Annotated in this window: 20 protein-coding genes; 6 read left to right on the top strand and 14 right to left on the bottom strand. The window is 54.4% G+C overall.

The features are described from left to right. Window positions 1-242 precede the first annotated feature (242 nt). Window positions 243-2,345 (top strand): S46 family peptidase, encoded by a 2,103-nt coding sequence (locus HNR55_RS15250; RefSeq protein WP_166116776.1) that lies wholly within the window; start codon window positions 243-245, stop codon window positions 2,343-2,345. A 334-nt stretch (window positions 2,346-2,679) separates the two neighbouring features. Continuing rightward, a complete protein-coding gene (locus HNR55_RS15245) occupies window positions 2,680-3,339 on the top strand; it encodes an NAD-dependent epimerase/dehydratase family protein (RefSeq protein WP_166116774.1) in 660 nt (219 codons plus the stop codon). Between the two features lie 12 nt (window positions 3,340-3,351). Here the strand turns inward: HNR55_RS15245 and HNR55_RS15240 are convergent, their stop codons facing one another. The 4 genes from HNR55_RS15240 to hchA all read right to left on the bottom strand — a co-directional run bounded on the left by HNR55_RS15240 (window position 3,352) and on the right by hchA (window position 7,188). After that, on the bottom strand, window positions 3,352-4,191 hold the full coding sequence (locus HNR55_RS15240; protein ID WP_166116772.1) for an SDR family oxidoreductase: 840 nt from the start codon (window positions 4,189-4,191) through the stop codon (window positions 3,352-3,354). Between the two features lie 47 nt (window positions 4,192-4,238). Then, window positions 4,239-4,961, bottom strand: a complete 723-nt coding sequence (locus HNR55_RS15235; protein ID WP_166116770.1) for a PA1136 family autoinducer-binding transcriptional regulator — start codon at window positions 4,959-4,961, stop codon at window positions 4,239-4,241. Between the two features lie 180 nt (window positions 4,962-5,141). Beyond that, window positions 5,142-6,137 carry an NADP-dependent oxidoreductase gene (locus HNR55_RS15230; protein ID WP_166116766.1) on the bottom strand — a complete coding sequence of 332 codons (996 nt, stop codon included), beginning with the start codon at window positions 6,135-6,137 and terminating at the stop codon, window positions 5,142-5,144. Window positions 6,138-6,318: 181 nt separating this feature from the next. Continuing rightward, a complete protein-coding gene (gene hchA / locus HNR55_RS15225; protein ID WP_166116764.1) occupies window positions 6,319-7,188 on the bottom strand; it encodes a glyoxalase III HchA in 870 nt (289 codons plus the stop codon). Between the two features lie 573 nt (window positions 7,189-7,761). On the opposite strand from hchA, the gene HNR55_RS15220 reads away from it, so the two are divergent. Both HNR55_RS15220 and HNR55_RS15215 read left to right on the top strand, forming a co-directional pair. Continuing rightward, a complete protein-coding gene (locus HNR55_RS15220) occupies window positions 7,762-8,505 on the top strand; it encodes a hypothetical protein (RefSeq protein WP_166116763.1) in 744 nt (247 codons plus the stop codon). A gap of 176 nt (window positions 8,506-8,681) precedes the next feature. After that, window positions 8,682-8,978 (top strand): hypothetical protein, encoded by a 297-nt coding sequence (locus HNR55_RS15215; protein WP_166116762.1) that lies wholly within the window; start codon window positions 8,682-8,684, stop codon window positions 8,976-8,978. 42 nt (window positions 8,979-9,020) lie between these two features. Here HNR55_RS15215 and HNR55_RS15210 read toward each other — a convergent pair whose 3' ends face one another. The 9 genes from HNR55_RS15210 to HNR55_RS15170 form a co-directional block, all read right to left on the bottom strand. Beyond that, on the bottom strand, window positions 9,021-10,565 hold the full coding sequence (locus tag HNR55_RS15210; RefSeq protein WP_166116761.1) for an SUMF1/EgtB/PvdO family nonheme iron enzyme: 1,545 nt from the start codon (window positions 10,563-10,565) through the stop codon (window positions 9,021-9,023). Further along, window positions 10,562-11,758 carry a hypothetical protein gene (locus HNR55_RS15205; RefSeq protein WP_166116760.1) on the bottom strand — a complete coding sequence of 399 codons (1,197 nt, stop codon included), beginning with the start codon at window positions 11,756-11,758 and terminating at the stop codon, window positions 10,562-10,564. The genes HNR55_RS15210 and HNR55_RS15205 overlap by 4 nt, the downstream gene beginning before the upstream one ends. After that, a complete protein-coding gene (locus HNR55_RS15200; RefSeq protein WP_264813683.1) occupies window positions 11,755-12,441 on the bottom strand; it encodes an ABC transporter ATP-binding protein in 687 nt (228 codons plus the stop codon). The genes HNR55_RS15205 and HNR55_RS15200 overlap by 4 nt, the downstream gene beginning before the upstream one ends. A gap of 29 nt (window positions 12,442-12,470) precedes the next feature. After that, window positions 12,471-14,375, bottom strand: coding sequence for a vWA domain-containing protein (locus HNR55_RS15195; RefSeq protein ID WP_242005635.1), 1,905 nt, complete (start codon window positions 14,373-14,375; stop codon window positions 12,471-12,473). Beyond that, complete coding sequence (locus HNR55_RS15190) at window positions 14,372-15,418, bottom strand: DUF3597 domain-containing protein (protein WP_166116758.1); 1,047 nt, start codon at window positions 15,416-15,418, stop codon at window positions 14,372-14,374. The genes HNR55_RS15195 and HNR55_RS15190 overlap by 4 nt, the downstream gene beginning before the upstream one ends. After that, window positions 15,415-17,925, bottom strand: a complete 2,511-nt coding sequence (locus HNR55_RS15185; RefSeq protein ID WP_166116757.1) for a virulence factor SrfC family protein — start codon at window positions 17,923-17,925, stop codon at window positions 15,415-15,417. The genes HNR55_RS15190 and HNR55_RS15185 overlap by 4 nt, the downstream gene beginning before the upstream one ends. Further along, the gene (locus tag HNR55_RS15180; RefSeq protein WP_166116756.1) at window positions 17,922-20,903 is read right to left on the bottom strand and encodes a virulence factor SrfB; all 2,982 of its coding nucleotides are present in this window, start codon (window positions 20,901-20,903) and stop codon (window positions 17,922-17,924) included. Before HNR55_RS15180 ends, HNR55_RS15185 begins: the two co-directional genes overlap by 4 nt. Window positions 20,904-21,178: 275 nt before the next feature. Then, the gene (locus HNR55_RS15175) at window positions 21,179-22,204 is read right to left on the bottom strand and encodes a hypothetical protein (RefSeq protein WP_166116755.1); all 1,026 of its coding nucleotides are present in this window, start codon (window positions 22,202-22,204) and stop codon (window positions 21,179-21,181) included. Beyond that, window positions 22,201-22,638, bottom strand: a complete 438-nt coding sequence (locus tag HNR55_RS15170) for a hypothetical protein (protein WP_166116753.1) — start codon at window positions 22,636-22,638, stop codon at window positions 22,201-22,203. Before HNR55_RS15170 ends, HNR55_RS15175 begins: the two co-directional genes overlap by 4 nt. Window positions 22,639-23,121: 483 nt before the next feature. On the opposite strand from HNR55_RS15170, the gene HNR55_RS17090 reads away from it, so the two are divergent. Continuing rightward, complete coding sequence (locus HNR55_RS17090) at window positions 23,122-23,253, top strand: hypothetical protein (protein WP_260400941.1); 132 nt, start codon at window positions 23,122-23,124, stop codon at window positions 23,251-23,253. Between the two features lie 95 nt (window positions 23,254-23,348). On the opposite strand, the gene HNR55_RS15165 is transcribed toward HNR55_RS17090, so the two are convergent. Continuing rightward, the gene (locus tag HNR55_RS15165; RefSeq protein ID WP_166116752.1) at window positions 23,349-24,182 is read right to left on the bottom strand and encodes a hypothetical protein; all 834 of its coding nucleotides are present in this window, start codon (window positions 24,180-24,182) and stop codon (window positions 23,349-23,351) included. A gap of 198 nt (window positions 24,183-24,380) precedes the next feature. Between HNR55_RS15165 and HNR55_RS15160 the strand changes: the two genes are divergently transcribed. After that, window positions 24,381-24,650, top strand: a complete 270-nt coding sequence (locus tag HNR55_RS15160; protein WP_221441744.1) for a transposase — start codon at window positions 24,381-24,383, stop codon at window positions 24,648-24,650. The last annotated feature ends 11 nt before the right edge of the window (window positions 24,651-24,661 follow it).

The raw sequence follows: 24,661 nt of genomic DNA, 5'->3' as shown, positions 1-24,661 counted from the left end.
GCGCCATGCCTCCCGCCATGCCTGCCACATTGCCTTACTGGCGGCGCGGCGCAGCCTTGCCTACGGCAGAGGGCCGCATTGTGGCGCGTTATATCCACACTCCTGAACATCTCCTGCAAAACCATCCTGCTGAACCGTTTACGAATTTTTTCTCCAGCAGGGGCACGCATTTTCTTCGGAAAATAAAGCTGCTACAGGTGAAACGTAAGAGTTACAGTATAACAATCGGAGAGCGATCCGCCATGAAACGCACTTTTGGTAAAGGCCATGCCCGGACTGCGTTTCTGGCCCTTGTCTCCACCGCGCTGATAGGGGCGAACTCCGTACGGGCGGAAGAAGGCATGTGGCCTTTTGACCACCTGCCGGTTGCGGCCATGCAGACTGCCTACCATTTTACGCCAACGCCGGAATGGATCAGGCATGTCATCCAGTCCTCTGCCCGGCTGGCGGAAGGGTGTTCAGCCTCGTTCGTCTCGGCCGATGGGCTGGTGATGACAAACCACCATTGTGCCAACTCCTGCCTTGCAGCGCTTTCAGACAAGACACACGACTACTTCCGGGATGGGTTTTATACCAGATCCCTTGCCGAAGAACGGCAATGCCCGGGAATGGAGCTTGACCGGCTGGATTCCATCTCGGATGTCTCCGCTCAGGTCGAGGCGGAAACCAGAGGCAGAAGCGGCAACGCCTACTCCACCGCCATGCAGGCGATTGAAAGCCGCCTGACAAAAGACTGCCTGCAAGGAGATGCCGCTCACTGGCGGTGCGATATGGTGTCACTCTACCATGGGGGGCAAACCGCACTCTACCGGTACCGCCGTTATCAGGATGTGCGCATTGTCATGGCGCCCGAACAGGGCATTGCATTCTTTGGCGGCGACCCGGACAATTTCAGTTATCCACGTTACGATATTGATCTCTCCATGCTGCGTGTTTACGAGAACGGCAAGCCTGTTCACACCCCGTACCTTCAGTTTGACATCAACGGTCCAAGCGAGCACGAACTTGTCTTTACATCCGGCAATCCGGGCCGGACGGAACGTGGCTTGCCCGCAGCCGCACTCGCTTTCCAACGCGATGTGATCAACCCCACAGTCATTGCTCTGCTCAGCGTGCGTGAAGGGATGTTGTGGCAATATGCGCGCGAGAGCGCCGAGCATGAAAAACAGGCTGAAGATGAACTCTTCAGCGTACAAAACAGCCTGAAATCCTATTCCGGCACACAAACGGCCCTGCGTACCAGCGATATTGTAGAACGCCGCGCAAAAGAGGATGCAGCCCTGCAGGCGTGGATTGATGCCGACCCTGCACGCAGGCAGGAATTTGGGACACCTTTTGCAACGGTCGACAAGGCCATAGCCACCCAACGCAGGTTATTCACGCAGAACATTGCCCTGCGCATGGCGCTGGACGGGCTTGCCGGTGAGGCCATGACGCTGGTGAACGGTGCTGCCGAACGCCTCAAACCCGATGCCAGACGCAATGCGGGGTATCATGATGCACAACTCGGCGAGATCGAGACCGAACTGGGTGCAAAAACCCCCGTTTACCCTGAGCTGGAAACCACATCTCTCGCCCTGAGCCTGACAACGCTGCGCCAGCTTCTGGGCACGGATGACCCGCTGGTGCAGATGACACTGGGGCATGATAACCCGGACACTCTTGCCGCCCGCCTTGTACGTGAGACAAAGCTGGCTGACCCTGCCGTGCGCCTTGCACTCTGGAAAGGTGGACAAGACGCCATCAACGCATCATCCGACCCGATGATCGTCTTTGCACGCCGCCTCCACCCGCTTCTGGTCATCCTGCGCGACCGCATGCGCGATGAGGTTTCCGCCCCGCTGCATCAGGCCGAAGGAGCCATTGCCCGTGCCCGTTTTGCACAGGCAAAAGCTGAGGGACGGCTCGATGCGCTGTACCCGGATGCAACATTTTCACCCCGCCTGTCCTACGGCACGGTGCGCGGCTGGACACAGAACGGGGCAAACATTCCCGCCTTTACCGACTTTGCGGGCATGTACCACCACGCCACCGGCAGCGCGCCTTTCAACCTGCCTCAACGATGGCTGGATGCAAAAAGCAAACTGGGTCTCTCCACCCATCTGGACTTTGTCTCCACGAACGACATTGTCGGCGGCAACTCCGGGTCTCCAGTGCTGAACAGGGAAGGCCATGCCGTTGGGCTGATTTTTGACGGTAATCTACCAAGCCTTGCAGGTGATCTGTATTACGATATCACCTCCAACCGTGCCGTTTCCACAGACACCAGCGCCATCATTGCCGCCTTGCGGCATGTGTACGACGAGCAGACGCTGGCCGATGAGCTTACCAGAGGTCATAGATAAAATCTGCTTTTGGTCTCAACACCTTTGGCAACATTATTCAAAAGAAAAAACCATGGAACACTCCATTTCGTTGTCCTTCCCCAAAACGTATGGACACCTAAAGATGTTTCCGCAACACATGCCAAAACTCCCGCACCAGGCTGATGTCCCACCTTATCGTCCAATCCGTTCCTGATCCGCTCCCTCATGAGACCTACCCTTGTCACAATAAGGAACTGTCCTGATCATATTGAAAATTCAATAACGTATTCCCTTTCCAGATGCGCAAAAATCAGGCAGGTCTGGTCTTCGGGCATATCGATTTGTCCCGCGCATCCATCTGGGATTTGCACTCATGACAAAACGGGTTTTACTTGCCGGGGCTACCGGACTCATAGGCCGCTCTGTGGATGCCGGGCTTACCCGGCGTTCAGATATCGCACTCACTTCGCTCAAACGCTCAGGATCATCCGGATCAGGCCAGCCAATCGACTTCGAATATCTGTGCGCCGAACCTGAAACAGCATTGAGGCAAGTCGCACCGGAAGGTGTTGACGTAGCGATCTCATGCCTTGGAACAACGATCCGCGCAGCCGGGTCACAGGCGGCCATGTATCGGGTTGACCACGACTATGTTCTGGCCCTTGCCCAAGGTGCCCGCGCGCTGGGCGCACGCCAGTTTATTCTCGTATCATCTGTCGGGGCGGGTGGTTCGGGCTTTTACCTGCGGACCAAAGGCACGATCGAACGCGACATCACCGCGCTGGATTTTGCACGCGTTGACCTGATGCGCCCCGGCATGCTGCTGGGAAAGCGCACGGAAACCCGGCTGCTTGAAAGTCTTGGCCAACGGGCAGTCGCCGCCCTGGCTCCGCTGATGGTCGGCAGGCTCTCACACTATAAGGCGATCCCTGCGGAAACCGTTGCCAGAGCGATTGTCCAGCTCACAGGCGAAGAAGGCTACGGCTGCCAGACATATGACAACTCCCAGATCACCCGGATCGCCTGTTCGTGAATCGTCCTGCTCCTACCTCCTGAAATTGGTGCTCTCGCCAAGCGCGCGAAAAGTTTCGACGCTCTGCGCGATGTCATGGAGTTTGTAATCAATCCCCTGCAACGCATCACTGCCGATATAGAGGCGTGTCGGCGCGCTTTTCATCTGGCTTAGTGCAACCATGACTGCGGCGGCTTTTTCAGGGTCGCCTCCCTGACGGCCGTTCAGATGTGCAAAACGCTCCATCGCATCATGCACGCCCTGATAGGCCGGAATGGCATGCTCTGGATGATGCACGGAGGAACTGTCCAGAAAATCAGTTCTGAACCCACCCGGGCAAAGCGCCGTTACGGAAATGCCAAAATCGGCGACTTCCACCGCGACGGACTCGGAAAGCAGGATGACGGCAGCCTTTGTCGCACTGTAAATCGCGGTGGAGGCCATGCCGAGCGAGCCGGAAATGGACGCGATATTGATGATGTGACCACGCCCCTGCGCACGCATGACCGGCAGAACAGCCCGCATCATGTTCATGACGCCAAAAACATTGATGTCGAAATTCGCCCGAACATCGGCGTCGGAAATTTCTTCCATCGCCCCCAGAATGGCATAACCGGCATTGTTGACCAGAACGTCAATAGATCCGAAATGCTCTTTCGTCTGGCTTATGGCCAAGGCAATGCTGGCCTCGTCGGTCAACGTCACATCCAGTGGCAGGAATACATCCTCACCCGCGCCAACCTCGGCCTGAAGACGCTTCGCGTTCCGTGAGGTCGCTGCAACCCGGAAACCCTGTGCAAGCACGTGTCTGACCGTTGCAAGGCCAAGACCCTTTGATGCCCCCGTGACCAGCCATACGTTTGATTGTGTCATGTCGTGATCCTTCCTTATTCTGTTCATGTGCCCCGGATTGACAAACCTCAGCTCTCGATATCTCCACCCTGTATGGCGGTACGGATGGCCTGTGCTGTCGTCGATGCACCCAGACGTTTGCGGATACGCCGTAGATGATTTTCGACCGTGCGTTCCGAGAGTCCAAGGATCGCCGCAATATCGACCTGACGCCGCCCGGCGGCGGTCCAGGACAACACCTCCCGCTCCCGCTCCGAAAGCCGGATGGCAATCTTTTCACTGGGGCCATCAATCAGTCTGCGTACGGTTGCAAAGGCAGCCCGCGCAACCATGGACAAGGCAAGGCGCGCTGTAACTGACGTATCGATCCTTGTCCCTCCAAGGCTCATGGCCCCTTCAAGACCCAGTGGTCCGAAAATCGGTATCTGGATACCGTGGATACCCTCACCCTGCGGCGTATCGACCCTCCGGTAGCATTCGCCTGATGCTCCTCCCGACGTTTTGGTCCAGAAGAACGAGTCGTGAGCTTCCAGAATGTGATGCGTCACCGGGCAGCGCCGGACATAGCTGGCAGCATCGACCTTCTTGCCATCCCCGAACCAGTCGCCTTCGATCCAGTATATACGGTCGACAATGTCCTCCCGCGCCGAGGATGCCGCGAACAGCACAAAACGGTCATACCCGAGCCTCTGCCCAAATGGGCGAATAGCGTCCTCAACGGCATCTTGCGTTTTCGCCCGGACGATCATGGTCGCGGCCCCAAACGCCGCCTCAGCGATCGAGGCTGTCATCCCCGGACTCCCTGATGGCATATTCCAGTCATCATCCTGTTCCCTCCCGGCTAAGCATCATGCTGGTGTATTCCGGTTCCAGCGTTGTGGCCTCGCGGCATTATCCCCATAGGCCGTCATGCGGCCGATGGTCCCGGCAGGCCACACAGCCGGGCCTCCCCTCCACTGACCATCCGGAGCTTACGCACCCAGACGGACGAGCGCCTTGCCGGTATTGCCGCCCCTGAACAGCGAGAAAAACGCCTCGGGGCCATTTTCCAGACCATCAAAGATCGTATAGCGGCTCTGGATCAGGTTCTGGGAAACCCAGTACCCCATCTGCGCCATACATTCATCACGGCGGGACATGAAATCACTGTTGATGAAACCACGAACCTGCAAGCGCATGGAAATGACCCGAAACAGATTCGAAAACCCGATCGGAGCATCGGAATTGTACATGCCGATCATGCCACAGATCGCAAAACGGGCATTGCGTCTGGCAACGCCCATTGCCGCGTCGAGCTGCTCGCCACCGACATTGTCAAAGTAGACATCCAGACCTTCTGGCGCCACAGCGCGCAGTTTGTCCTCGAACGGGCCGGGCGTTTTGTAGTCGATGACATGATCGGCCCCCAGAGACCGCACGAAATCGCATTTTTCCTTGCCACCAGCCGAGCCAATAACCGTCATGCCGCGCAGTTTGGCAATCTGCACCACAAGCGATCCGACAGCACCTGCCGCAGCGGAAACGAAAACGATGTCACCCGGTCTGGCCTGCGCCACATCAAACAGCCCGAAATAGGCCGTCATGCCGATTGTTCCCAGAACATCAAGGAAGTATTCGTCCTTGAGATCTCCTGCGGGCAGGGCAAGCGCATCCGTAGCCCTGAGGGTCGCAACATCCCGCCAGCCCAGAAAATGACTGACCCGATCACCAACTTTAAAGCGCTCGGACCGCGTTTCGACCACCCGGCCAACGGCGGCCCCCGTCATCGGTTCGTTCAGTGCGAACGGCGCAATGTAGCTGTCTCCCTCGTCCATGCGCGGGCGCATGTAAGGGTCGACAGAAAAGAAGCTGTTCGAAACCCTGATCTCGCCCTCTTTCAAAGGCTGATCGAGTGTGTCCCGCAGAGCGAAATTCTCCATGGTCGGAGAACCCTTCGGACGGGATATGAGGTTCCATGCACGCGACATGTGTTCTGCTTTCATCTCAGGATTACGGGACGGGCATAGCCTACAGGGCGGGGCCGGTAGCGTAAGCCGGGCCAGAGCCACCCTGGCATCCACACGGGCCCACAGGACTATGGAAAAACGGGAGGCCCACACGACTGCTGGCGACCTGCCAGCACGTTGTCGTCCGGGACTCCCGGTTATGTTATGCGTTGGCGGCTTCGAGAAGGGCCGCAGCGGCAAGTTTGCCGAGATTGTTGGATGCCAGCGGGCTGTCACCCGTCAACAGGTGGCGATCGCGATGAACCTGCCCGGTAATTCCGGTATTGAGAATCTTGACGTTGTGTTTGCGAAGATTTTCACCGACCAGCCATGTCATCGGTCCGGGAATGTAACCGATCTCGATGTTGGCCCCGGTGTCCAGACTGTCCGGGAACACGCACATCTCATACCCTTCATAGGCGAACCTGCCGCCATCAACCGCCGTAGCCAGCAGACTGGCCGGGCCGTGACAGAGAGAGATCGTAAAACGCTCATTGGCCTGCGCCCAATGCAGGATGTCACCGACTTCCTTGCTGAAGGGAATACCATTGAGCACGCCATGACCACCGGGGATAAAGACGCCGAGATACGGAGTTTCGGCTGTAAAGCCCTCACCCATCACGTCAGCCAGCTTTTTTGGCTGTTTGAGCTGTTTTTCGTATTTTTTGTAAACTGATTTGACGGCCTCATCCTCGTGCGGGAAAGCCCACCATTCCAGTTTGACCGGGTCGCCAGAAATGGTCGCAATTTCGATTTCAAACCCGGCCGCGTCGAGATGGTACATGGGCAGCAGCATCTCCACAGGATGGTTGCCGGTCGAGAAAAACTCGCCGCCCTTCATCATCAGATACCGTTCCTGTGAGCCGATCATCAAGACCTTCCATTTTCCACCCGTATAGGGCTTCGGATAGGTCGTGCCGTCAAAGTCGGTCTTCGAGGACGTGTACAGGGTCAGAGAGTATTCTGATGGGAAGAAGGCATTGTCTTCCGCACGGTCAGATACTGGAGCGCGGCTCAGTTGTTCATTGCTCATGGAGCTTCTCCTGTTATGAAACCTGTCGCCTGTAACCGGCTTACGGTGAAACCTGTGAATCTCCATAAACAGAGCAGGACGACACGGCACAAACTGGATCATAGACCGTTGCGGTTGAGAGGAAATGAGGGAAATCCCTCAATGCGCAAATAGTTCTGCTTTTCCGTCCAATGCGGCCATATGCCGGGAGTACACTCTACTCATGGGGCGGCCTCTTATGCGTGAGCAAAGCTCTTCAGCAGCCTCCTGACGGGCACGCATTGCATGGAGCCGTCCCAACCCGGCGGCTTCATTCCATCTCGTCCAATCAAGCCATGTATGATGGAGTCACGGAGCATCACTCAAATCCACGTTTTTTTCGAACCCTGCACGTTACACACCGCTTGAAAAGCTCAGTTGTCATGGGTATGAAAAAATGTCGCTTGTAGTCATAACTTCGGATTTGCGCCCATACTGACCAGAGATTTACTTTGTTTATGATTTTTTAAGATAAAAACAAAATTACCGGCGCAAATATTATGTGGTTTTTATCTGTATGGTGACTGTTTCAACAAACACTATTAGGACCGGGAAATGACGAAAAACCCCACGACTGAAACTTCCATAACGAGCAAGACCCTGCCCAGGAAGTTTTTTTTACTGCCCCTCGCAGGCTGCATGTTCCTTACGTCGTGCGCCAACTCTGCCAATGATCCATCACTCTCTCCTCAGGAAAGGCAACTCCGGCAGCGTCAGGCACAATTTGATACGACAGTGGCAGAAGGTGCCGCCCTACTCGGCGGGTTGGCCGCCATTGGTGTCGGAGTAGCTACTCACAGCGCTAAAAATGCAGCACTTGCAGGTGCTGGCGGTGCACTGCTGGGAGGCGCGATTGGCTATGCCATTGCCAGCCGCACACAGGCTCAGGAAATGAGCGAAGATGATGCGAACCAGGCGATCGCACACTACCAGCAGCAGGCCGCCCAATCGCAGCAGGATACCCTTTACGCCCAGCAGACAGCCGCCGCAGCGCAGCAGGAACTGGTGGTATTGCACCAGCAGCTTGCAGCCAATCAGATTTCCGTATCTGATTATCAGGAAAAAATTGCTCGCTACCAGAAAGATCTGGCTGCGATCAAAGCCATCAGGGCAGGTTACGTAAAAGACGTTGCCAGCGCAGGCAACCTTGCATCTGGCCGTTCCAATGCCGCTGCCGCCGCCGCCGTCAGCACAATGAACGCTTCCATAGCCAATATGGGTGCCGCGCAGGACTCTTTGGCGAACAATCTGGGCGCAGCCGCGGCTAGCGGTGTCGCGGGAGGCAACGTCAGCTCGTGAAGTCCTTCCACCTCCGGCGTATGATCGGTCTTGTGCCGATAACGCTACTCGCAGCCTGTTCAGCACAGCAATGCGACCCCAATCATGCGGACCTGTTTACAGGGATCGGATGCTCCGCTGGTGATGGGTACCAGCAAAGAACCGCGACGCTCAATACGCAAAGAGATTTTTTGCGTATGGAAGCCGAGCAGGCGCAAAATAATGCCACGGCCGCCCAAAACAATGCGGCCATTGCCCAAAACAGCGTTACTCAGGCGGCCGCACGTTTACAGGCATTCAAAAACAAAAATGCAGCACTCCGTAAACAACTCTCTCAACTGGCGCAGCAAAAACGCATTAGCTCCACGCAGTATCAGACCAGTCTGAACACACTGAATACAGCATCAAAACTGGCCAACAGCCACGATGACGCTAAAGCAGCGGAAGCCGCAAAACAGCAAGACGCCTTGGTGGACACTCTTTCCCACCTGTAACATCTGACAAAACAGGCGCCACAATCCGGCACAGTTCATTTTTTACTGTGCCGGAATATTTTTTACCTCTTCCAGTATGTCTTGCGCCGTCACTTTTTTACCTGCATGAAGGATTTCAAGATTTTTCTGGCTTAAATCCTGCATCCCCAACAGATAGTCTTCGTTCTGGCTGCGCAGCATGTCCTGCCCGGCCGCGGCAATACCATCCAGTTCCTTGATGGCGGGACTGCTGGCAGCGGCACCAAGCAGGCCAAGATAACTTTCTATTGCCGCACTCAGGGATTTCTGGCGTTCAGCCAAATGTATTTCAATCTTCTGCGCCTGCTGCGGTGTTAGATTAACAAGCTTCATTTTTGCCTGAGTAATTGTATCAATCACATGATTGATCTCCCACACGGCATTGGCCAGAACGGCAAGCGCTTGAAGCTGGGCGCCAAGCACCTGCTTGTCAGCATCGATTCTGGCACGTGCATCGGTCGTGAGTGCCGTTTCAATGCGTGATAACTTTCCCGCCATTGCCGGGTCTGACCCTGCCTCCGCTTTGAGCGCCCGCAGGGCCGCCCAGGCATCCCCTGGTGTTGCCTGAGCTTCGTTCAGCAATGTTTTGAAGTCTTTTTCCGCATCTTCTGTTTCCTTCAGGGAGCCCAAGGCGCTGGCACCAATAACCAGACGAAAGCCAATAGCCGGATCGCGCATCGGCTTCCCTGTTTTTTCGTTATAAGGTGGCCGCTCGGCGCGAACATTTGTTGTGAGTTCATCGGGATTGGCATGAAAATCCCCCCCCCGGATCAGCAGCCCTCCCACTTTGCCCTGCAAACGCCCGACACGGTTCAGCCTGTAGGGATCAAGCATCATCTGACCAGCATTGCCAAGCATGTCATATAGGCCAAGGGGATTGGGCTTCATCTGCCCCACAGCCTGCATTTCCCCAATATCCGGCCCAGCCGCTATGTAGGCGGCAGGGCCACCATCGGGCATTGGCCATAAAGGCGCTTCAAATTCAGATGCCTGCACCCGCATGCCACCCCGCGCGGCGTACGACCATTCTTCGTCAACAGGGAGTCTAAGAAAGCCTTTTCCTCCCCCCGCCACCGGAAGAGGGGCCCTGTTCTCGAGAAGCCATGTTGTAAGCCCGGCCGCATAGGCATTGGCCTCATCCCATGAAATGCCGGTTTGCGGCTTCTGTCCTGCCCGGCTTGGTGCTGGGCAACTCCCATTCAGAGCCGCATACTGATTGACTGTAACATCATATTTTCCAATGTAGTACCGATGCAGTTCGGGGTGCCCCTGCACTGGAAATGCCGCCGCAAGATGTGTGCGTAACGTGTACTGATTGTAGCCCTCCTGCGTGTCCGGACGGCCGATGGTCATATCAACATCATCAAGAATGCCCTTCCCATCCGGGACATCCACAGGCCGGAAAACCATCGCACCACCACAAGGCAACGGCAGTTTCAGGTCATCGGGCAATGGATGAGGGTCTATAAATCTGGCATCCCACGCCGCCGCGTCCGCATAGGCAAAGCTCGGACAAAACATAAAGGTCACGGCAAGAAGAACCAGTTTTGAAGACGGGTAAGCTTTCACGGTGTGCTTATTCCTTCCCAGGGGTCAATCCGGCCCGCTCTATGCGCCGCAGCCAAGGATGCAAGCAGGGCGCCGGTAGCCGTCAACAGAAGTGACATCATGCACAGACGTCCGTTAATGATGCAAAGAGGATGCCCAGTTGGCAATATCTGGGCAAACTGGTGATTGATCACAGACCCAACAACCCATGCCCCACAGAGCGCCAAACTACTTCCGCAAAAAGCAAGGATCTGAGCCTGAAGCAGGGGAAACACGGTCAAATATGGCACACCGATAAAACGCATTGTAGCCAGAGACAACCGCTTACGTTCGACATTAGCCCATAACCCAGCGGCCAGACTGCTGACAAACCCTGCCACTCCCATACAGGCGGTTAGCCTGAACAACAGTGTAAGCCGTTTGTCGAGCGTCAGCAGATCGGCAACATCACCCGCGCGTGACGTTACATCCACACCGGCTGCGCGTAACCTTGCATCTTCAGCGGGAACATCCTCAATATGCTTCATGTACAGTCTGAATCCCGCCTGCGTGCGTAACAGAGCCGCAGCACTTGTCCAGGCATCCTGCCAGCTCACGGGCTTTTCCCGGAAAATTTCCACCGCCTGCGCAAGCCGCACAGAGACAAACGCGGCATTCTGACCAATAGCGCGTGGCGGCGAGACCGCAAAAACCTGTAAAGGCACACTCTCCTGAGTGGCTCCTTCGCCAAGGCGTGAAAGATGCATATCCAATACATCGCCCACATGGGCATGTAGCGATGCCGCAGCCGGAGCCGAAAGCACAATTTTGTCAAACTCGACTGACATATCCACCGGAGATAATAACGGATCCCCGACAGATGATGGAATAAGCTCAACCCTGCGTGCATCCTGCGGCCGCCCCTGCGGCATAAGCAATACACTGGCAGCCAGGGTTCTGGTTCGTGGCGCGACAAATGCTATATCGGGTTGCCGGGCCAGGGCTTGCAGCCATACTGTATCAAACTGTCTGTTACTGGCATTTGATATTTCACGGACACGAGGGTCTTCAAGAAGAGCTGTACGCAACCCTTCAACCAACCCAACCCGCAAACCCGCAATGACCAGTAAAGGGGCTGCCGTGGCGGCCAGGGCAATAATCAGACACAAAGCCATGACTTTTTCGGACAGCATATCACGCAATGCGAGCCCTCCGATCAGAAGCAGTTTTTTCATGGCGCGGCATCCGTTGTTGCAATCATGGCGCCTGCTGTCTGGGGCACCACCCGCACGACCACAAAACCAGCTTCCTCCGCGCGGACGGCATCGTGTGTGACCATAATAACGGCGGCCTCTGTGCTGGCATGCTCGAACAAAAGCCGCATGGCGTCATCCGCCTGATCGGGATGCAGGGCGGCAGTCGGTTCGTCCGCCATGACCACACGAGGACGATGGACAACCGCGCGAGCAATTGCCACCCGCTGTCTTTGCCCGACGGAAAGACTGGCCGGAACCCGGTCAAGCAGACTGGCGATTCCCAGCCTTTGCGCGCACTCCAGAATGCGCCCATGATCGTCACGCTCCAGAACCCTGAGGGGAAGAGCAATATTGGCACGCACCGACAGAAAAGGCAGCAGGCCGCACATCTGGGGAACAAAACCAAGATGTCGCGCCCGCAATCTGCCCAGTTCCCTGATGCCCTGCTTTGTCTGCCAGCAGGAAGCAACTTCCTGCCCTTCTATTTGAATGCTTCCTGCCGTCGGACGCAGAGCAAGCGACAACAATCCAAGCAGTGTACTTTTTCCACAACCAGAGGGGCCGACAATAGCCAGACACTCCCCTGCCTTTAGAACAAAGTTCGGAACAAAAAGAGAAAAATTTTTATCAGGCGAACGCCATTCCAACGACCTGACACGCACGAGTTCGGGCAAAACAGATGACATCTCTCTCAGGGCAGCGCTTCAAGAGGCACGGGGTAGACAGCCTCCCCCTGATCTTCGGAATGCCCAAGATGAACCCAAAGGTCTGGCCGGGCTTCATATTCCTCGTAAAGACGCAGTCTGCTTTCAATATTGTTAAGGATGGTACGCTGGGCAATGGCCCCCATCGCCAGCCATGAATCCTGCGTTATGCTCGCAATGTCGGATTTATACGGCAACCCGTCCAGATATTCCCCCAACAGCGGCCCAAGCTTGTCAATATGCCTGATTTCTGATGGATTACGGGCCGTAGCCGCGAAAGCTGACTGGAGTTGTGTGAAAAATGTTTCCGGCGTTGTTCGGCCTGCTATTCCTGCATCAAGAATATTCTTGAGTGATGCAGCAAGATCCGAAAGCTGGTTCCGTGTCAGAAGAACCCGGATATCCAGAGCTTTATGCAAAGCGTCCGCAGGATCACGATCAGCGGTATAACTTTCCACGACATCCGGAGCAGCAGTGTTCTGCTCCCGACCGAGATAGGCAAGCCTCATGGCCTGACTGACAACCGCAGTTTTCGGGTCAACCTTCATACCCTCAGGCGTCAAACCGGCCACGGGGCGCCCGGTCGTATCTGCCACCTGTTGCAGCAAAGACGTGGAAAGCGACTGCACAACCGGCCGGAACGCCTCAGGCGAACCTCCCGCAACCGGGTAGTAAAGACTACCCGCTGTCCCAAATTTTGAAAGCGCCCTGTATTGAGAAGCCGCATGGGCATGGTCGTGCGCAGCGTCGCCCGCCGGGGTAAGCAGATGGACAACAAACAACGCAATGCCTTTTGTTGCTGCAAGCTGGCGTGCTTCTTCTATACCCAGATGGGTCACACTATGCGGGTCCTCGCTCCCGCGCGCGCCAGCATCGGTAATAAGCACCATATAACGGCCACCAAACTGGTCCCACTTAATGTTATCAATGGCGGCACGCACACCAGCCACCGCATCTTCATCAAAACTGGAAGAGGATACCTGAGCATCCCGTACCCCAGCAATTGCAGGGAGCACAGCATCAATCGGCTGCGCCAGATCCGGAGTTGCGTAGACTTTTGTTGTATATTCCAGTCCGGGAGTATCAGCGAGGCTGTCACGATAGGCAATCAGTCCAAAACGGAAATTTTGCGAAACTGCCGTGTTCTGGACTGTATGAACAATATCTCCAATCGCGGCGCGGGTCTGGTCGATATAAGGCTGCATGCTCGCCGTTGTATCTATGACAAAGACCAGAGCCGCCCGAAATTTTCTAAGCGCCTCGGGTGAAGCCGGAGGACGCCCTTCAGACGGAACCGACGGGGCAGAGATAACGTGAAGCATATGGACAGAAGGACCGCTTTCCCTGTCGATCGTGGTCGCTTCCAGAATAGGCAGAAGATAAAAGTTCTTTGTTATATCCACATAGTTTTCTGGCTCCAGTGCGACCACGGAGCCGGGCTTGCCAGACAGGGCACTGCTTAAAAGATGATCGGCCTGTTGCGCTGAGTCATTTGCCGTTAGCATGGCCTGCTCATGTTCCGCCGTATCCAGAAACAGAGCGCGGTTGCGCCCGGCCGGATTAGTAAATGCCGCAATCATGGCATGAGACCATGCAATCGTGTGGCTCTCTTCAATCCAGCCAAATGTTGGTCCGGCCATGCCCCGGCCTACCAGAACGCGTCCATTTTCACGGGAGAACACATAAAACACTTCAAAACCATCAACTGGTTTTGCACCTGTTCCCTTTGCATCCGTTGCCACCATTGCGCCAGGCCGCGTAATTATACGCTGGTAAAGACTATGCTTGCCCGGTTGCAGCAAAGGAGTCAGATCGGCCGCAAAGCCGTGAGGGACGGTCTGTGACATACCCCCGGCAAGAAGACAGGCGATAAGCCAAAAGGGTTTTCTCATGGCCAAAAATCCTTCAGGGCAAGCTGCGCTTCCATGTCACCCGCCGACGCTTTTTTCTCCAGATGATCATGCAGACGGGCGCGGTCATCCTTAACATCCTCATCACCAGCCTGCACCGCCGCCCGATAATATTGTGACGACTCACGTATATCGGCTGCGGGCACCGGTCCATTCGGGTCAAAAGCCGTGGGGTCGTACAAATGTGCCAGGCGCGCCATTGCATGGCCATCGCCACGCTGTGCTGCGGCTTCCAGCAAAAGCACACCATCGTCCGGCTTGCCATGCGTCAGCCGTCTTTGTCCTTCGTCACCAATCGCGGAAGCTGAACCGGCTTGGGCAATCACGGCCGGAACACTAAGACCTTCCAGTATATTGACCGGTGAGGCAGGCGGAGGCGTCATAACCGGTTGATGAGCCGTTACCGGAACAGTCGTCGCCACAGGAGGCACCGGAGTAGCTGGCCTGAAGGGTGCGGATGGCGGAGATGCATGATGACCATGCACGACAAACCAGACCGCCAGAGCCAGAATGCTGGCAAGTACACCACCACCAGCAAAAAGAAATTTCCGTATAGAGTACAGACGGGACCAGAATGATGCGCTGACCAACCCCAAAACAGGTTCCACAACAACAGGCTCAACATGTGCAGGAGCCGTAACCGGCTGCACAACCGGATCGTTCTTTTCCCCTTCTGTCGGAATGCCGTTGTTGCGATGCTGCTGCGCCTCAGCCTCCAACTCGGCGTACGTCTTTCCGGTCGTTGGGAGTTGAGGCCACACTTCTATGTCCCCTGTCACACGCAATTCCGGAATTTCTATCTTGTACCCTGCTCCCGGTTCAAAATCCCTGGTGGCAGATGACGGAATATGGATCAGAAGATCATTCCCCTGCGCAGCCCGACTACACTCCCCCTTAACTTCGGGAGGGTATCCTGGCGCTTTCAGAGTAACGGGTTTGTCTGAATCGTCCCCAGCACGGCCTGGCAAAACAATTGTTGCTCCCTCGGCATGCGGTCCGGGAAGTATTTTGATTGCGTTACTCATGCTTTTACAGTGTCCAGTCCGTTTATGATCGTTCCTAACTGCTCGTTGGCTTCCACATCAAACTGAGGCCCGCTTTCTTCAAAACGCTGCCGTAGAGCCAGAACCCAGTCATGAAAAAACTGGTCTACGTAAACATTCGGTTTGAGGGGAAGGTCGGGTAACCCGGCGCATGGATCCGGTCGATCAAAAATTTTCTCATCCGAGTTCATACGGCATGGTCTGGAAGATGTGGCATCCTCATCTGCATATCCCAACCAGGTCAGGAAGCGACCTATCAGTTCAACACAGATCACAGATTGTTTTTCACCCGAAAGATTCAGCCTGTTGACATGATCACAGTTCCGCCGCAGGGCGGTCGCCATTTTTCCTTTCAGATCAAGCATATTTGCCAAAACCTCCATGCGCTCCGCAAACAGGCGTGCCACATGAGGTTCCATATCAAATCTAGCAGCGTATTCAGGCTGCATTTTGCCAAGATAGTCTTTTACCCACATATCCATGATACGCTTTGCAAAATGGTCATGCTGATCCTCCCGGCTGGCGGGGTCTGGCATTGCTCCACCAAGGATCAGGGCAAGCGGATCGTCTTCTTCCGGTGGAGCAGGCACTGTGTCCAGTTCAGTGCTAAACTGATTCCACTCCCGGATAATTGCCTCCCGTTCGGGTTCCAGACTGATAAAAAATGCACCAAGCAAACGGTTCCGATGCACCTCCCTTAAGGCAAGAGCAATTTTAGCCACAGACTGCCGCGCCTCATCAGAAGCATTCAAAGACGACACATCATGATAAAAAGGTGTGATAATACGAAGAATTGATTCAGAACACAGCTTTAACCGACTGGTCAGCTGTTCGGTCCTGACGGACTTTTCGCAAAAATCATGCAACCGCTCGGCAAGGTAGCTAACCCCACCATCATTAGGCTTGATGGCTTCGTCAAAAGCTCGTTCAAAATCATGAATATGCTTCCGGACAACAGGACTGGCCAGATAGGACGCCCGAGACCGGGCAACCCGCTGCGCGACGTCGGGAATCATTTCAAGCTCCAGCTTGGTCGCGTTGTCACGGCTGTACAAACTGCCTGCGGATGACGCGCGTAACCATTGAACGTTGTCAAATGGTTTATCTGGCTTCCACTGGTTAACCCAACTCTCTTTGAAAAAATTGATTAACGATGCTTGCAGGCGGGTATTCCATCCGTCACTACTGCTCTCATCCGCACCACCTTTTTCCTCAAACTGTCTGTCAAATTTTGTAAGAATGACAAAAAGAGCGTCCTGCTTGCCTGCCCGCTGCGCAGGCGTAGCACCCATTGTATCATCAATCCAGCTTTTGATCATGGCGGGCAGGTCTGAAACCTCCTGCGCGGAATCAGCAACACACATCAATGTCGCCGTGGTTTCCATATTGTCTTGGTACAGATCAAAAAGATAATCTACCTTGCCACGCAGGAATAAAGTCCCCTCCTTACCTCTTGCCTCTGCCACCTCGGGAATTTTCAGACGGGAACGCGCCCCGGGAAAATCCAGCAGGTCGGTCTTGTCCATAAACGACCAGCGCGCGGATGTCAGGGGAATGACCAGCTCGGAAATAATGGCTGAGACAACATTACGCGGAAGATACGCACGCGATCCGTTTTCTCCCACCAGATGAACTGGCTCAATATCTCCCGCAGGTTTGAAAAGTGTTGAAACATTAAGGATACTTTTGTCCCGGGGTAACAAAGCCCTGACATCGCAAAAAGCCATCTCCGGCTGCCCCAGCGTGACCAGTGCGTCAACAAGAACACCGGCATAACGCCCCAGATCCTCAACCCCGCCCCATAGCGGAGAAAATGCCCGGAGAAGATCTTGTGGAACCAGCAAACCAACATGTTGAGCAAGCCAGCCCCAGTATGTGTCATCAAGAATGTTGATCCATATTTTATCGCCAAACTTCCGCGTAAAATACTCTCTCAGTGCTTCAACATCATCAATATCCAGAACTGTCTGCCCTTCCGTCAAAGGCAGGTTGCCAAGCCTCTCCATTATTGTGCTCAACGGCGGGGGCGTAACATTGATCAACTTGAAGTCAGATAAGAAGGTGTTTCCGACAATCCGTATAATATCGGCAACAGACAGCAACCTGACCGTCACGGGTGGCGCGCCATCAGGGGGCGTGGGGGGAAATAGGGTAAAACGTGATACCAGGCCTGAAGATTCGTCTCCCCCTATAGGATTTATTTCCTTGAGAAACTCAAAAGACTCACCACCGTACCATATTCTGAGCGGGCCATTTTCCGGGGCAGAAAGGCTCGATATCAGATACGATTTCCCCGCTTGCGATGCGCCATAAACCGCTACAGCTGACCGTCTGTTCGCTGCATGCGAAAGCTTGCGGGCAACCCTGCGCTCCCTGCGCAATGCCCGCAAACTGTTATTGTCTGCCTCTGGTGCCTGATCCTCCACCCAACGTGCCGCGTTAACGGCCAGATCAGCTAAAATCCGGGTTTTATTGGCCAGATTTGTCACGACATGCCCACTCCCATCGTCAGGCACCCTGTATCGCGCCAGTATCCTTCAGGATTAAGGGTTGTCTGTAACCGCAAGGTGATCAGTTTTATGTGAACACTCTCCCCTTGTGCGTCAGTAATTTCTTCAATCTGGAAGTTTTCTCGCCCCGAAAAATCACCCTCTTCTTCTTCCTCACGGTTTGCCCATCGTTCAAGCCTGATGTTTAAAGGAAGCTTATAGTTTTGCATTTCGGCCCGGCTATTCTGCGTGAATTCGACACAATAGAGTGGCGTTGTTGTCCACCGTTCCAGCGAAAGCTGTCGAAACCCTATCATGGTCAGACCTTGAAAATCCTCCAGATTAAAGCCCTCTGGTGTACACCCCGGCGGAGCATTGGGGTTCTGGTCCGTAAACAGCAGGTCCGCATCACGTATTCTGCCGGTCTTTTCCATTTTACCAATGTAGCGGGCAGTAGATTGCATGACCAGTTTTTCAGTCCGCAAAACAAAATTCTGCAACCTCCCCTCTGCCTGAATGCAAAGGGCAGCCCCCACCACAACCGTTGTCTTGGGGTCACTGATCCGGCTTGCCGTATCCGTAAAAGGATAATGCCTGCCAACAGTGTAGTCATGCATCGCTATAATACGATGTGGCGCAACCGGCATGGCACCCGTGATCAGATTGCGCACCCGCCGGAGCTTGGAAGGACGCCCGGATAAAATCAGGACATCGCACCCATAGGCCCAGACAACTTCCGTCAGGTTGGACAAGACTGCTTCAAGCGTTGAGCGAATGGATTTTTCAATCGTCTCGACCGTTACCTCAATATCAACACTGAAGACGTCAAACGCGCCTATTTCCTGAACATTCTGCCCCTGCATATGAAGATTGACCTGTTCGGCAAGGAAAGCCGCGCAACGCGCCCGTTGCGCATCATCCCCCCTCTTCACTTCAGGGGCGTTCAGATCAAAGCTCCCGACCACTCCACTCATCTGCTCTCCGACCTGTTCATAAAGACTCAGGGCATGCAGCGCGGCAGGCTCCAGAATGGTCGCAACAAACAACCTACGCCGGTGGCGATCCCGCTCATCCTGATTGCCGTGGTCCCGTTCAAACAGACGAATAAGCAACTCTCTGGCCCTGAGCACGCCGACTCTGGTCAAAGCCTGCTCCAGAGGGGGGAGCACCGTTGTCAGGATCACCTCTTCAAGCAGATCATCCCCGGCGATATTGAAACTCTCACGAAAATTTTGACAGGGAGACAGCGCATCGTGTCCCGTGTGAGTGTATGTCGTAATCATCAGGTCGGTTGTACCACCCCCAATGTCGATGCTGGCGACACGAATGGCTGGCCGGTTGTTTTCTCCCCGTCGCCCAGCGCTGTAGAGTTCAAACAGCGCCTCGACATGTCCCCCGAGCCGCCCGGTCACCTCATTGTGCAACCAGACAATCTGTGTCGCCGTGGCTTCATCAAGCTCCGCACGCAAAGTGGGCAGCTTGCCTTTCTGGTCCGTTACCTTCCAGATAAAATCTAGCGCGGCCCGTGCACGGGCCTGAAAAATTTTCTGCTCCGCCACCGGCATACCCGGAGGCATGGTCAACATAAGGGAACGCAATCCCCGTGGGCGGGCGCTATCGCGCCGACGTGAGCGAAATCCCGGCGAGTTCATGTACATAAGCGCCTGCATGACAATTTCGCTCAGCATAAGCGTGAACAGCAGACTACGCGACAGAACACTGGGGCCCACAGGCTGGGCTGCATCCAGATCAAAGCGACCAACCCTGCACGTCCGCTTGGCGCTCAGGGTTTCCAGCAGCGCCCGACGGAATGGACCATTAACGGGCGGGTCGGCATTCTGTCCATCACGATGATAGCCATTGTTGAAGCGCCACCCTTGGTCAGACGGCCGCATGTCCCACAAATACCTCTTGGGCGCCGACAGACCAGAAAGTCCTTCCGTGCCAATGCGCGCACCCATCATCCGCTCGGCTTCCGGGCCGGTTCTGACCGGGCTCGCCCAGGCAAAAGCATGCGGACGCCCCGAACGACGGGAATGGGAGTCCCGTCCAAAAACCGCTTTGCCGAATTCAATCCTGCTGGAAAAAGGATCAGAACAAACCTGCTCGGGCCGATCCAGGTCCCGCAGTTCCAGAACGTAGCTGTCCGCTTCGCGCTGGCGCGCGCCGGGGTGTTCCTCAATAAGAATTCCACAGCTTCGAAAATTACCCAGATCAAGCACCAGATCGACCGATACCGGGGGTTCATTCGTTGTTGTCAGCATCTGTGCGACCGGTGGTCTGCCTGCTTTTGCAATCATCCGCAGGAAAGCAAGATAGATCGCCACATGCGCAAGAACCTTGGATGGTCCACCCTCATCATCATCGCGACGTTTTCTGGTGGACTCAACCCAGTTCGCATCATGAAGTAACTCAGCAAGCCAGTCCTTGAGCCACGCGCTTTCAATCAACCATGAAATGCTGTCCAGATCCGAAACAAAGGCAAAACTCTGCCCTCTCGCCTCGTCATCAGGTGTGGGGGCCAGATAGCGCCCTTCGTAATAGGGTGCGATTGAAGTATCAAACGCTATGTTAAGAAAAATAACCTCTTCACCCGGCCCTTTATACTCGCTACGCAGCCTACCCCGCACCCAGTTGGCCGGACCAGGCTTAAAGCCTTCATCATCAGTCACCCCTACACGGGCAAGATAAGGCAGCGGCACCCACTCGTTTTTAAAAACCTTATAAATATCCTTATATTTTATTTGATAATCTGCCCCATCCGGCACCACATGATCCCGACCATCAGCATAAAATACCTGATTTCCGCTGTCCTGATCTTTCTCGGGCATGCGCAGGACACATTCGGGCTCACCATTCGGCCCATTCCGTTGCTGTTCATAAAACCTCACCGTTATGTCAGTGCAGTCCTCTTGATCGAGCATGATCGTTTCGAACTGAATAAGACTATCGGGAATCAACGAGATATGGTCTGACATCAGCTCATTTTCTCCCATTTTTCTCGCAGATTATCCGTCATGATCTTACTTTGTTATTACTGATTTGACACGGCGCGACAATCCCCCGCACCCAAGACACAACGACTGCAATAATGACCATGCGCCTCCATCCTTCACCAAAAGATGCGCGTGCATCCAGCCAAAACGCTGTTGTAGCCATCGGAATAGCTGATATGCAAAAAACGTTTCCCATATGCGCAACACTTGCAGTGAAGGCCGACTGCGGGAAGTCAATACCATACCGCCCACCCGGATCATAAAGTAGACACTGCCGATCTCTGGAACAATCCTTCGCTCGGTTTATCATGATTGGAATAGCGTGGGTCATTCGTATAGCCGAGACAGGACGCTTTTTCCTGGTCCAGTCGGGTGCAACGATATGTCGTCGCCAGAAAATTCTGGCCAGTTGATATTGAGAGACAACGATCCGCCTCTATAATCAGGGTATCCCCCTCAAAATGAGAGGTGAACCTTCCTTTGCAGATACTGTTGTTAGTGTACTGTAATGTCTGCTGACCTCCATCTCCCCGATCATCAAAACAGAATGTCCACAGCGCGACCGATTGAGGTATATGAGTCTCGATATTGACCGCGACCATATTGGTAAGACGGTGCCAGCACCCTTTGAGCATGGACAGATCATGCGCCTGCCATTTGGTCGCGGGCAGATCATCGACAGGTGGGGGGCGTGCTGCGGCCGGATGGACCTCAGCCGCTAAATGCGCGTGTTCAAGAGGCGGAACAACTTTGCATATCGACGGCAACGGAAGAAGGCAAACCCACACGGCCGCAACCAGCAGGCCAGCACCTACCCCGGCTAGAGCAGAGCGCAGCAGACGCGGTGGCAAAGGTGGAAAAACCGCCCCTACCGATTTAAGCTTTCTGTCGCTAAAGCCGGTCAGCAGGTCTACCCCACCCGCTCCCCCCCAACGGGTCACAACCGCACGTCCGTCCACACCAAACAGGCAATCCAGCGAGGGTATCTGGTGCATGCCGGGGAAATACTGCCGAATAACACCATTTTCGCTTTCCGCTACACGCCGGATATCCGCAAGGATTGAACCCGCCTGCAAAAGCAATGCATCCTGCGCAGAAGCATCAAACTCAAAAAAATTCAGGCTTTTATCGCCTTCACTTGTCCAGACCACGCCATCACCTTGCGCAACAGGCGTCGCAAAAAGGGCTGCATGATCCACTCCCAGCCTGTCCCGCACAGCCGCCACAAATGCCTGAGCCGCCGCAGGCACACCACCTGTACTTTTGTCCAGATGCACAATCATGCGGGAATTCCAAAATTACAGACAGGAACAATACGATTATTGACCGATGCGCTCCCCTTCCGCGTTACGAGCACAGTGCCATGATAACAGACCGTTACGGAAAAATGACTGGTTGGTGCAGCATGCATTGCAAAAGGGTCCACAATTACCGTGTATAACCCCGGAGGGGGTGCCGTAACCCACGCAACCGTCTCAACCGGGTGGTTCGTCGGCGGCAGGGCTCCTTTTCTGCGCGCATTGGCGTCATGACGCAGCACTCCCCCACCATGCTCTCTCCTGTTGAAATAAATGCGCTGTCCATCAGGGCAGATAACATGCAGATCAAGATCGTTCAGGTCGTTCCACGCCAGAATAACCTGTAATATGCCACCAGACGCTCCCACTTTTCGAACACGCCTGAGCGCGCTCCATGCACGCCAGGGAAGCCGCGTCACAAGCCAAGCCAGCACTGTTAGAGACGCCAGAAGAAACACCCAGAACAAAAGTAATGGATGAGAACACCCCCCAGAAGCAAACAGACCACCAAGATGAGATATAAGCCAGATTAGCAAAGCCAGTCCCGCCAGCATTACTAACAGAACAAGCCATGCTTGCCACGCTCCGGCCGGTCGCTGTTCAACTACCAATGGTGGTGGATGGATGGCCATTCGCGTATGGGCCGCCTCATCAGCAGGCGCAGGAGCGGAAACGGAAGGCGCGGGCTGCTTTACTGCTCCGGTAATATCCACCCGGGTCAGCTTATCCGTAACTGCGTGATGTCCCCACCCTACTAGGATTGGTCCGGAAGCTCCGGAACGGATATATTCCTCCCCCGGAATGGTAAAAATATATGGCAGTAAAGGTAAAAGTGCTTTCTCCGAAGATGAAAGGGCATTCCCCTGCTGATCTGCCGCCGCTTCAATTGCAGCCCGTAATGCATGAAAATGCTTTACCCGATCTTCTTGCGGGATATCCGCACCGACCGTTCCATACCAGTCAACACGGCCATTTCCGTGCGCTTCTGGCTCGGCCAGCAACCCTCCCCCAGATTCTCCCCCCAGCTTTCTTAGCAAACCGGAAAACTCAGGCCACAATTCCATCACTCTTTGGCCTCGGAAAACCACAGGTGAGAGTTCAGATGAAGTGGTCGTGCAAAGAAGGACCGTCATGATGGCAATCCGGCCCCGAAATACCTTCCTATCACAGGAAAATCCACGCCAAACCCATGGCTACGGCCAATTACAGTTAACGCCGCCCACAGGGTTAATAGAAAAAACGAAATGAATGCAAGAATATGCAGCACAACAGATGAGGCTCCTGACATTGGCAACTGGCCATCATAAGACACTGCTGCCACAGAAACTTCAGGGAAAGGCATTTCCTGACCCGCTACCGAAGATATATCCTGTTTGAACACTCCCCTGGATGCAGGAGGCTCAGTAACTTCAAACGGATCAGATTTGTCAATTTTTACAGATTCGTGCCGGTCCATGACCGGTGACGTCTCCTGCTCCAATAATTGACCAAGAAAAGACTTGCCGAAATCCACCGCCCTGTCAGATAGTTTCAAACCTTTCTCGCGACCGGCCATCGCCCCCCAAGGGGCAAGAACAAACCTGTCACCATCAGTAAATATGGCTTCAGCGCCAGGAATAATCAGCGCAAAATCCAACAAATGAATATCTGATGTGCCTGCCATCAATACGGATTGTCTCAGTCGGATAATTTCAGTAGCAAGATCACGCAACAAAGTCTCTCTTTCCTCCGCAGGAAAAAGAGTAATCTGTCGAAACTGACTTTCGCCCTCCGCGTACCAAGAGATTTCGCCCGGATTATTTTCCCGTGGCCAGCAGACGAGAGGCTCTGCGAACCCAAAACGCAGCCGCTCAGACAAACCTGTAATTCCGGCAATAGTCTCGTAATTCAGAATAACAGGCCGATCACGGAATTCCAGCAGCACAAGTTCATCTAAATTACTACGAAGAAGAATATATGCCACAATAAAAGCTTTCCATTAATCAATCGCACTCTAAAAATATTTCTTAGATTTATGCTAGTATATATTAACTTCTGTCAAGATGGAGAAATTGAAGGAACTAAACTGCTCTGGGCTTTATGGAGACAGAAAGTGGACTTGTAACGGTTTTGTGCCGGTCATCTGAGCGTTTTAAGCTCGTATCAGGAGACCGACGAGATCATGAAGCATACGGAAGATTTCAAACGCGAGGCCGTGAGACTTGCGTTGAGCAGCGGGCTGTCACGTACGCGCATTGCGGCCGACCTTGGTATTGGCAAATCCACTCTGGGTAAATGGAGAGTGGATTACCGTCCGACCGGACCGACATCCGAGCCTCAGGGTGACCTGGCCCGCGAGAATGAACGCCTTCGTCTGGAAAACCGGATTCTGCGGGAGGAGAGGGAAATTCTAAAAAAAGCTACCCAGTTCTTTGCGAGCCAAAAGCCATGAGGTTCGCCTTC

Origin of the sequence: Acetobacter lovaniensis (genome assembly GCF_014207635.1) — a bacterium.
Taxonomy (GTDB): domain Bacteria; phylum Pseudomonadota; class Alphaproteobacteria; order Acetobacterales; family Acetobacteraceae; genus Acetobacter; species Acetobacter lovaniensis.
The sequence above is the reverse complement of the archived record's forward strand: the minus strand, read 5'-3'. Positions and strand labels throughout refer to the sequence as shown.

Excerpts from the sequence above, each read along its gene's own strand:
- HNR55_RS15180 (WP_166116756.1), bottom strand. The coding sequence starts at position 20,903 with ATGTCAGACCATATCTCGTTGATTCCCGATAGTCTTATTCAGTTCGAA.
- HNR55_RS15215 (WP_166116762.1), top strand. The coding sequence starts at position 8,682 with ATGGAAGCCGAGCAGGCGCAAAATAATGCCACGGCCGCCCAAAACAAT.
- HNR55_RS15250 (WP_166116776.1), top strand. The coding sequence starts at position 243 with ATGAAACGCACTTTTGGTAAAGGCCATGCCCGGACTGCGTTTCTGGCC.
- HNR55_RS15240 (WP_166116772.1), bottom strand. The coding sequence starts at position 4,191 with ATGACACAATCAAACGTATGGCTGGTCACGGGGGCATCAAAGGGTCTT.
- hchA (WP_166116764.1), bottom strand. The coding sequence starts at position 7,188 with ATGAGCAATGAACAACTGAGCCGCGCTCCAGTATCTGACCGTGCGGAA.
- HNR55_RS15245 (WP_166116774.1), top strand. The coding sequence starts at position 2,680 with ATGACAAAACGGGTTTTACTTGCCGGGGCTACCGGACTCATAGGCCGC.
- HNR55_RS15220 (WP_166116763.1), top strand. The coding sequence starts at position 7,762 with ATGACGAAAAACCCCACGACTGAAACTTCCATAACGAGCAAGACCCTG.
- HNR55_RS15160 (WP_221441744.1), top strand. The coding sequence starts at position 24,381 with ATGAAGCATACGGAAGATTTCAAACGCGAGGCCGTGAGACTTGCGTTG.
- HNR55_RS15175 (WP_166116755.1), bottom strand. The coding sequence starts at position 22,204 with ATGATTGTGCATCTGGACAAAAGTACAGGTGGTGTGCCTGCGGCGGCT.
- HNR55_RS17090 (WP_260400941.1), top strand. The coding sequence starts at position 23,122 with ATGAAAATGCTTTACCCGATCTTCTTGCGGGATATCCGCACCGACCGT.
- HNR55_RS15205 (WP_166116760.1), bottom strand. The coding sequence starts at position 11,758 with ATGAAAAAACTGCTTCTGATCGGAGGGCTCGCATTGCGTGATATGCTG.
- HNR55_RS15190 (WP_166116758.1), bottom strand. The coding sequence starts at position 15,418 with ATGAGTAACGCAATCAAAATACTTCCCGGACCGCATGCCGAGGGAGCA.
- HNR55_RS15235 (WP_166116770.1), bottom strand. The coding sequence starts at position 4,961 with ATGACAGCCTCGATCGCTGAGGCGGCGTTTGGGGCCGCGACCATGATC.
- HNR55_RS15195 (WP_242005635.1), bottom strand. The coding sequence starts at position 14,375 with ATGAGAAAACCCTTTTGGCTTATCGCCTGTCTTCTTGCCGGGGGTATG.
- HNR55_RS15230 (WP_166116766.1), bottom strand. The coding sequence starts at position 6,137 with ATGTCGCGTGCATGGAACCTCATATCCCGTCCGAAGGGTTCTCCGACC.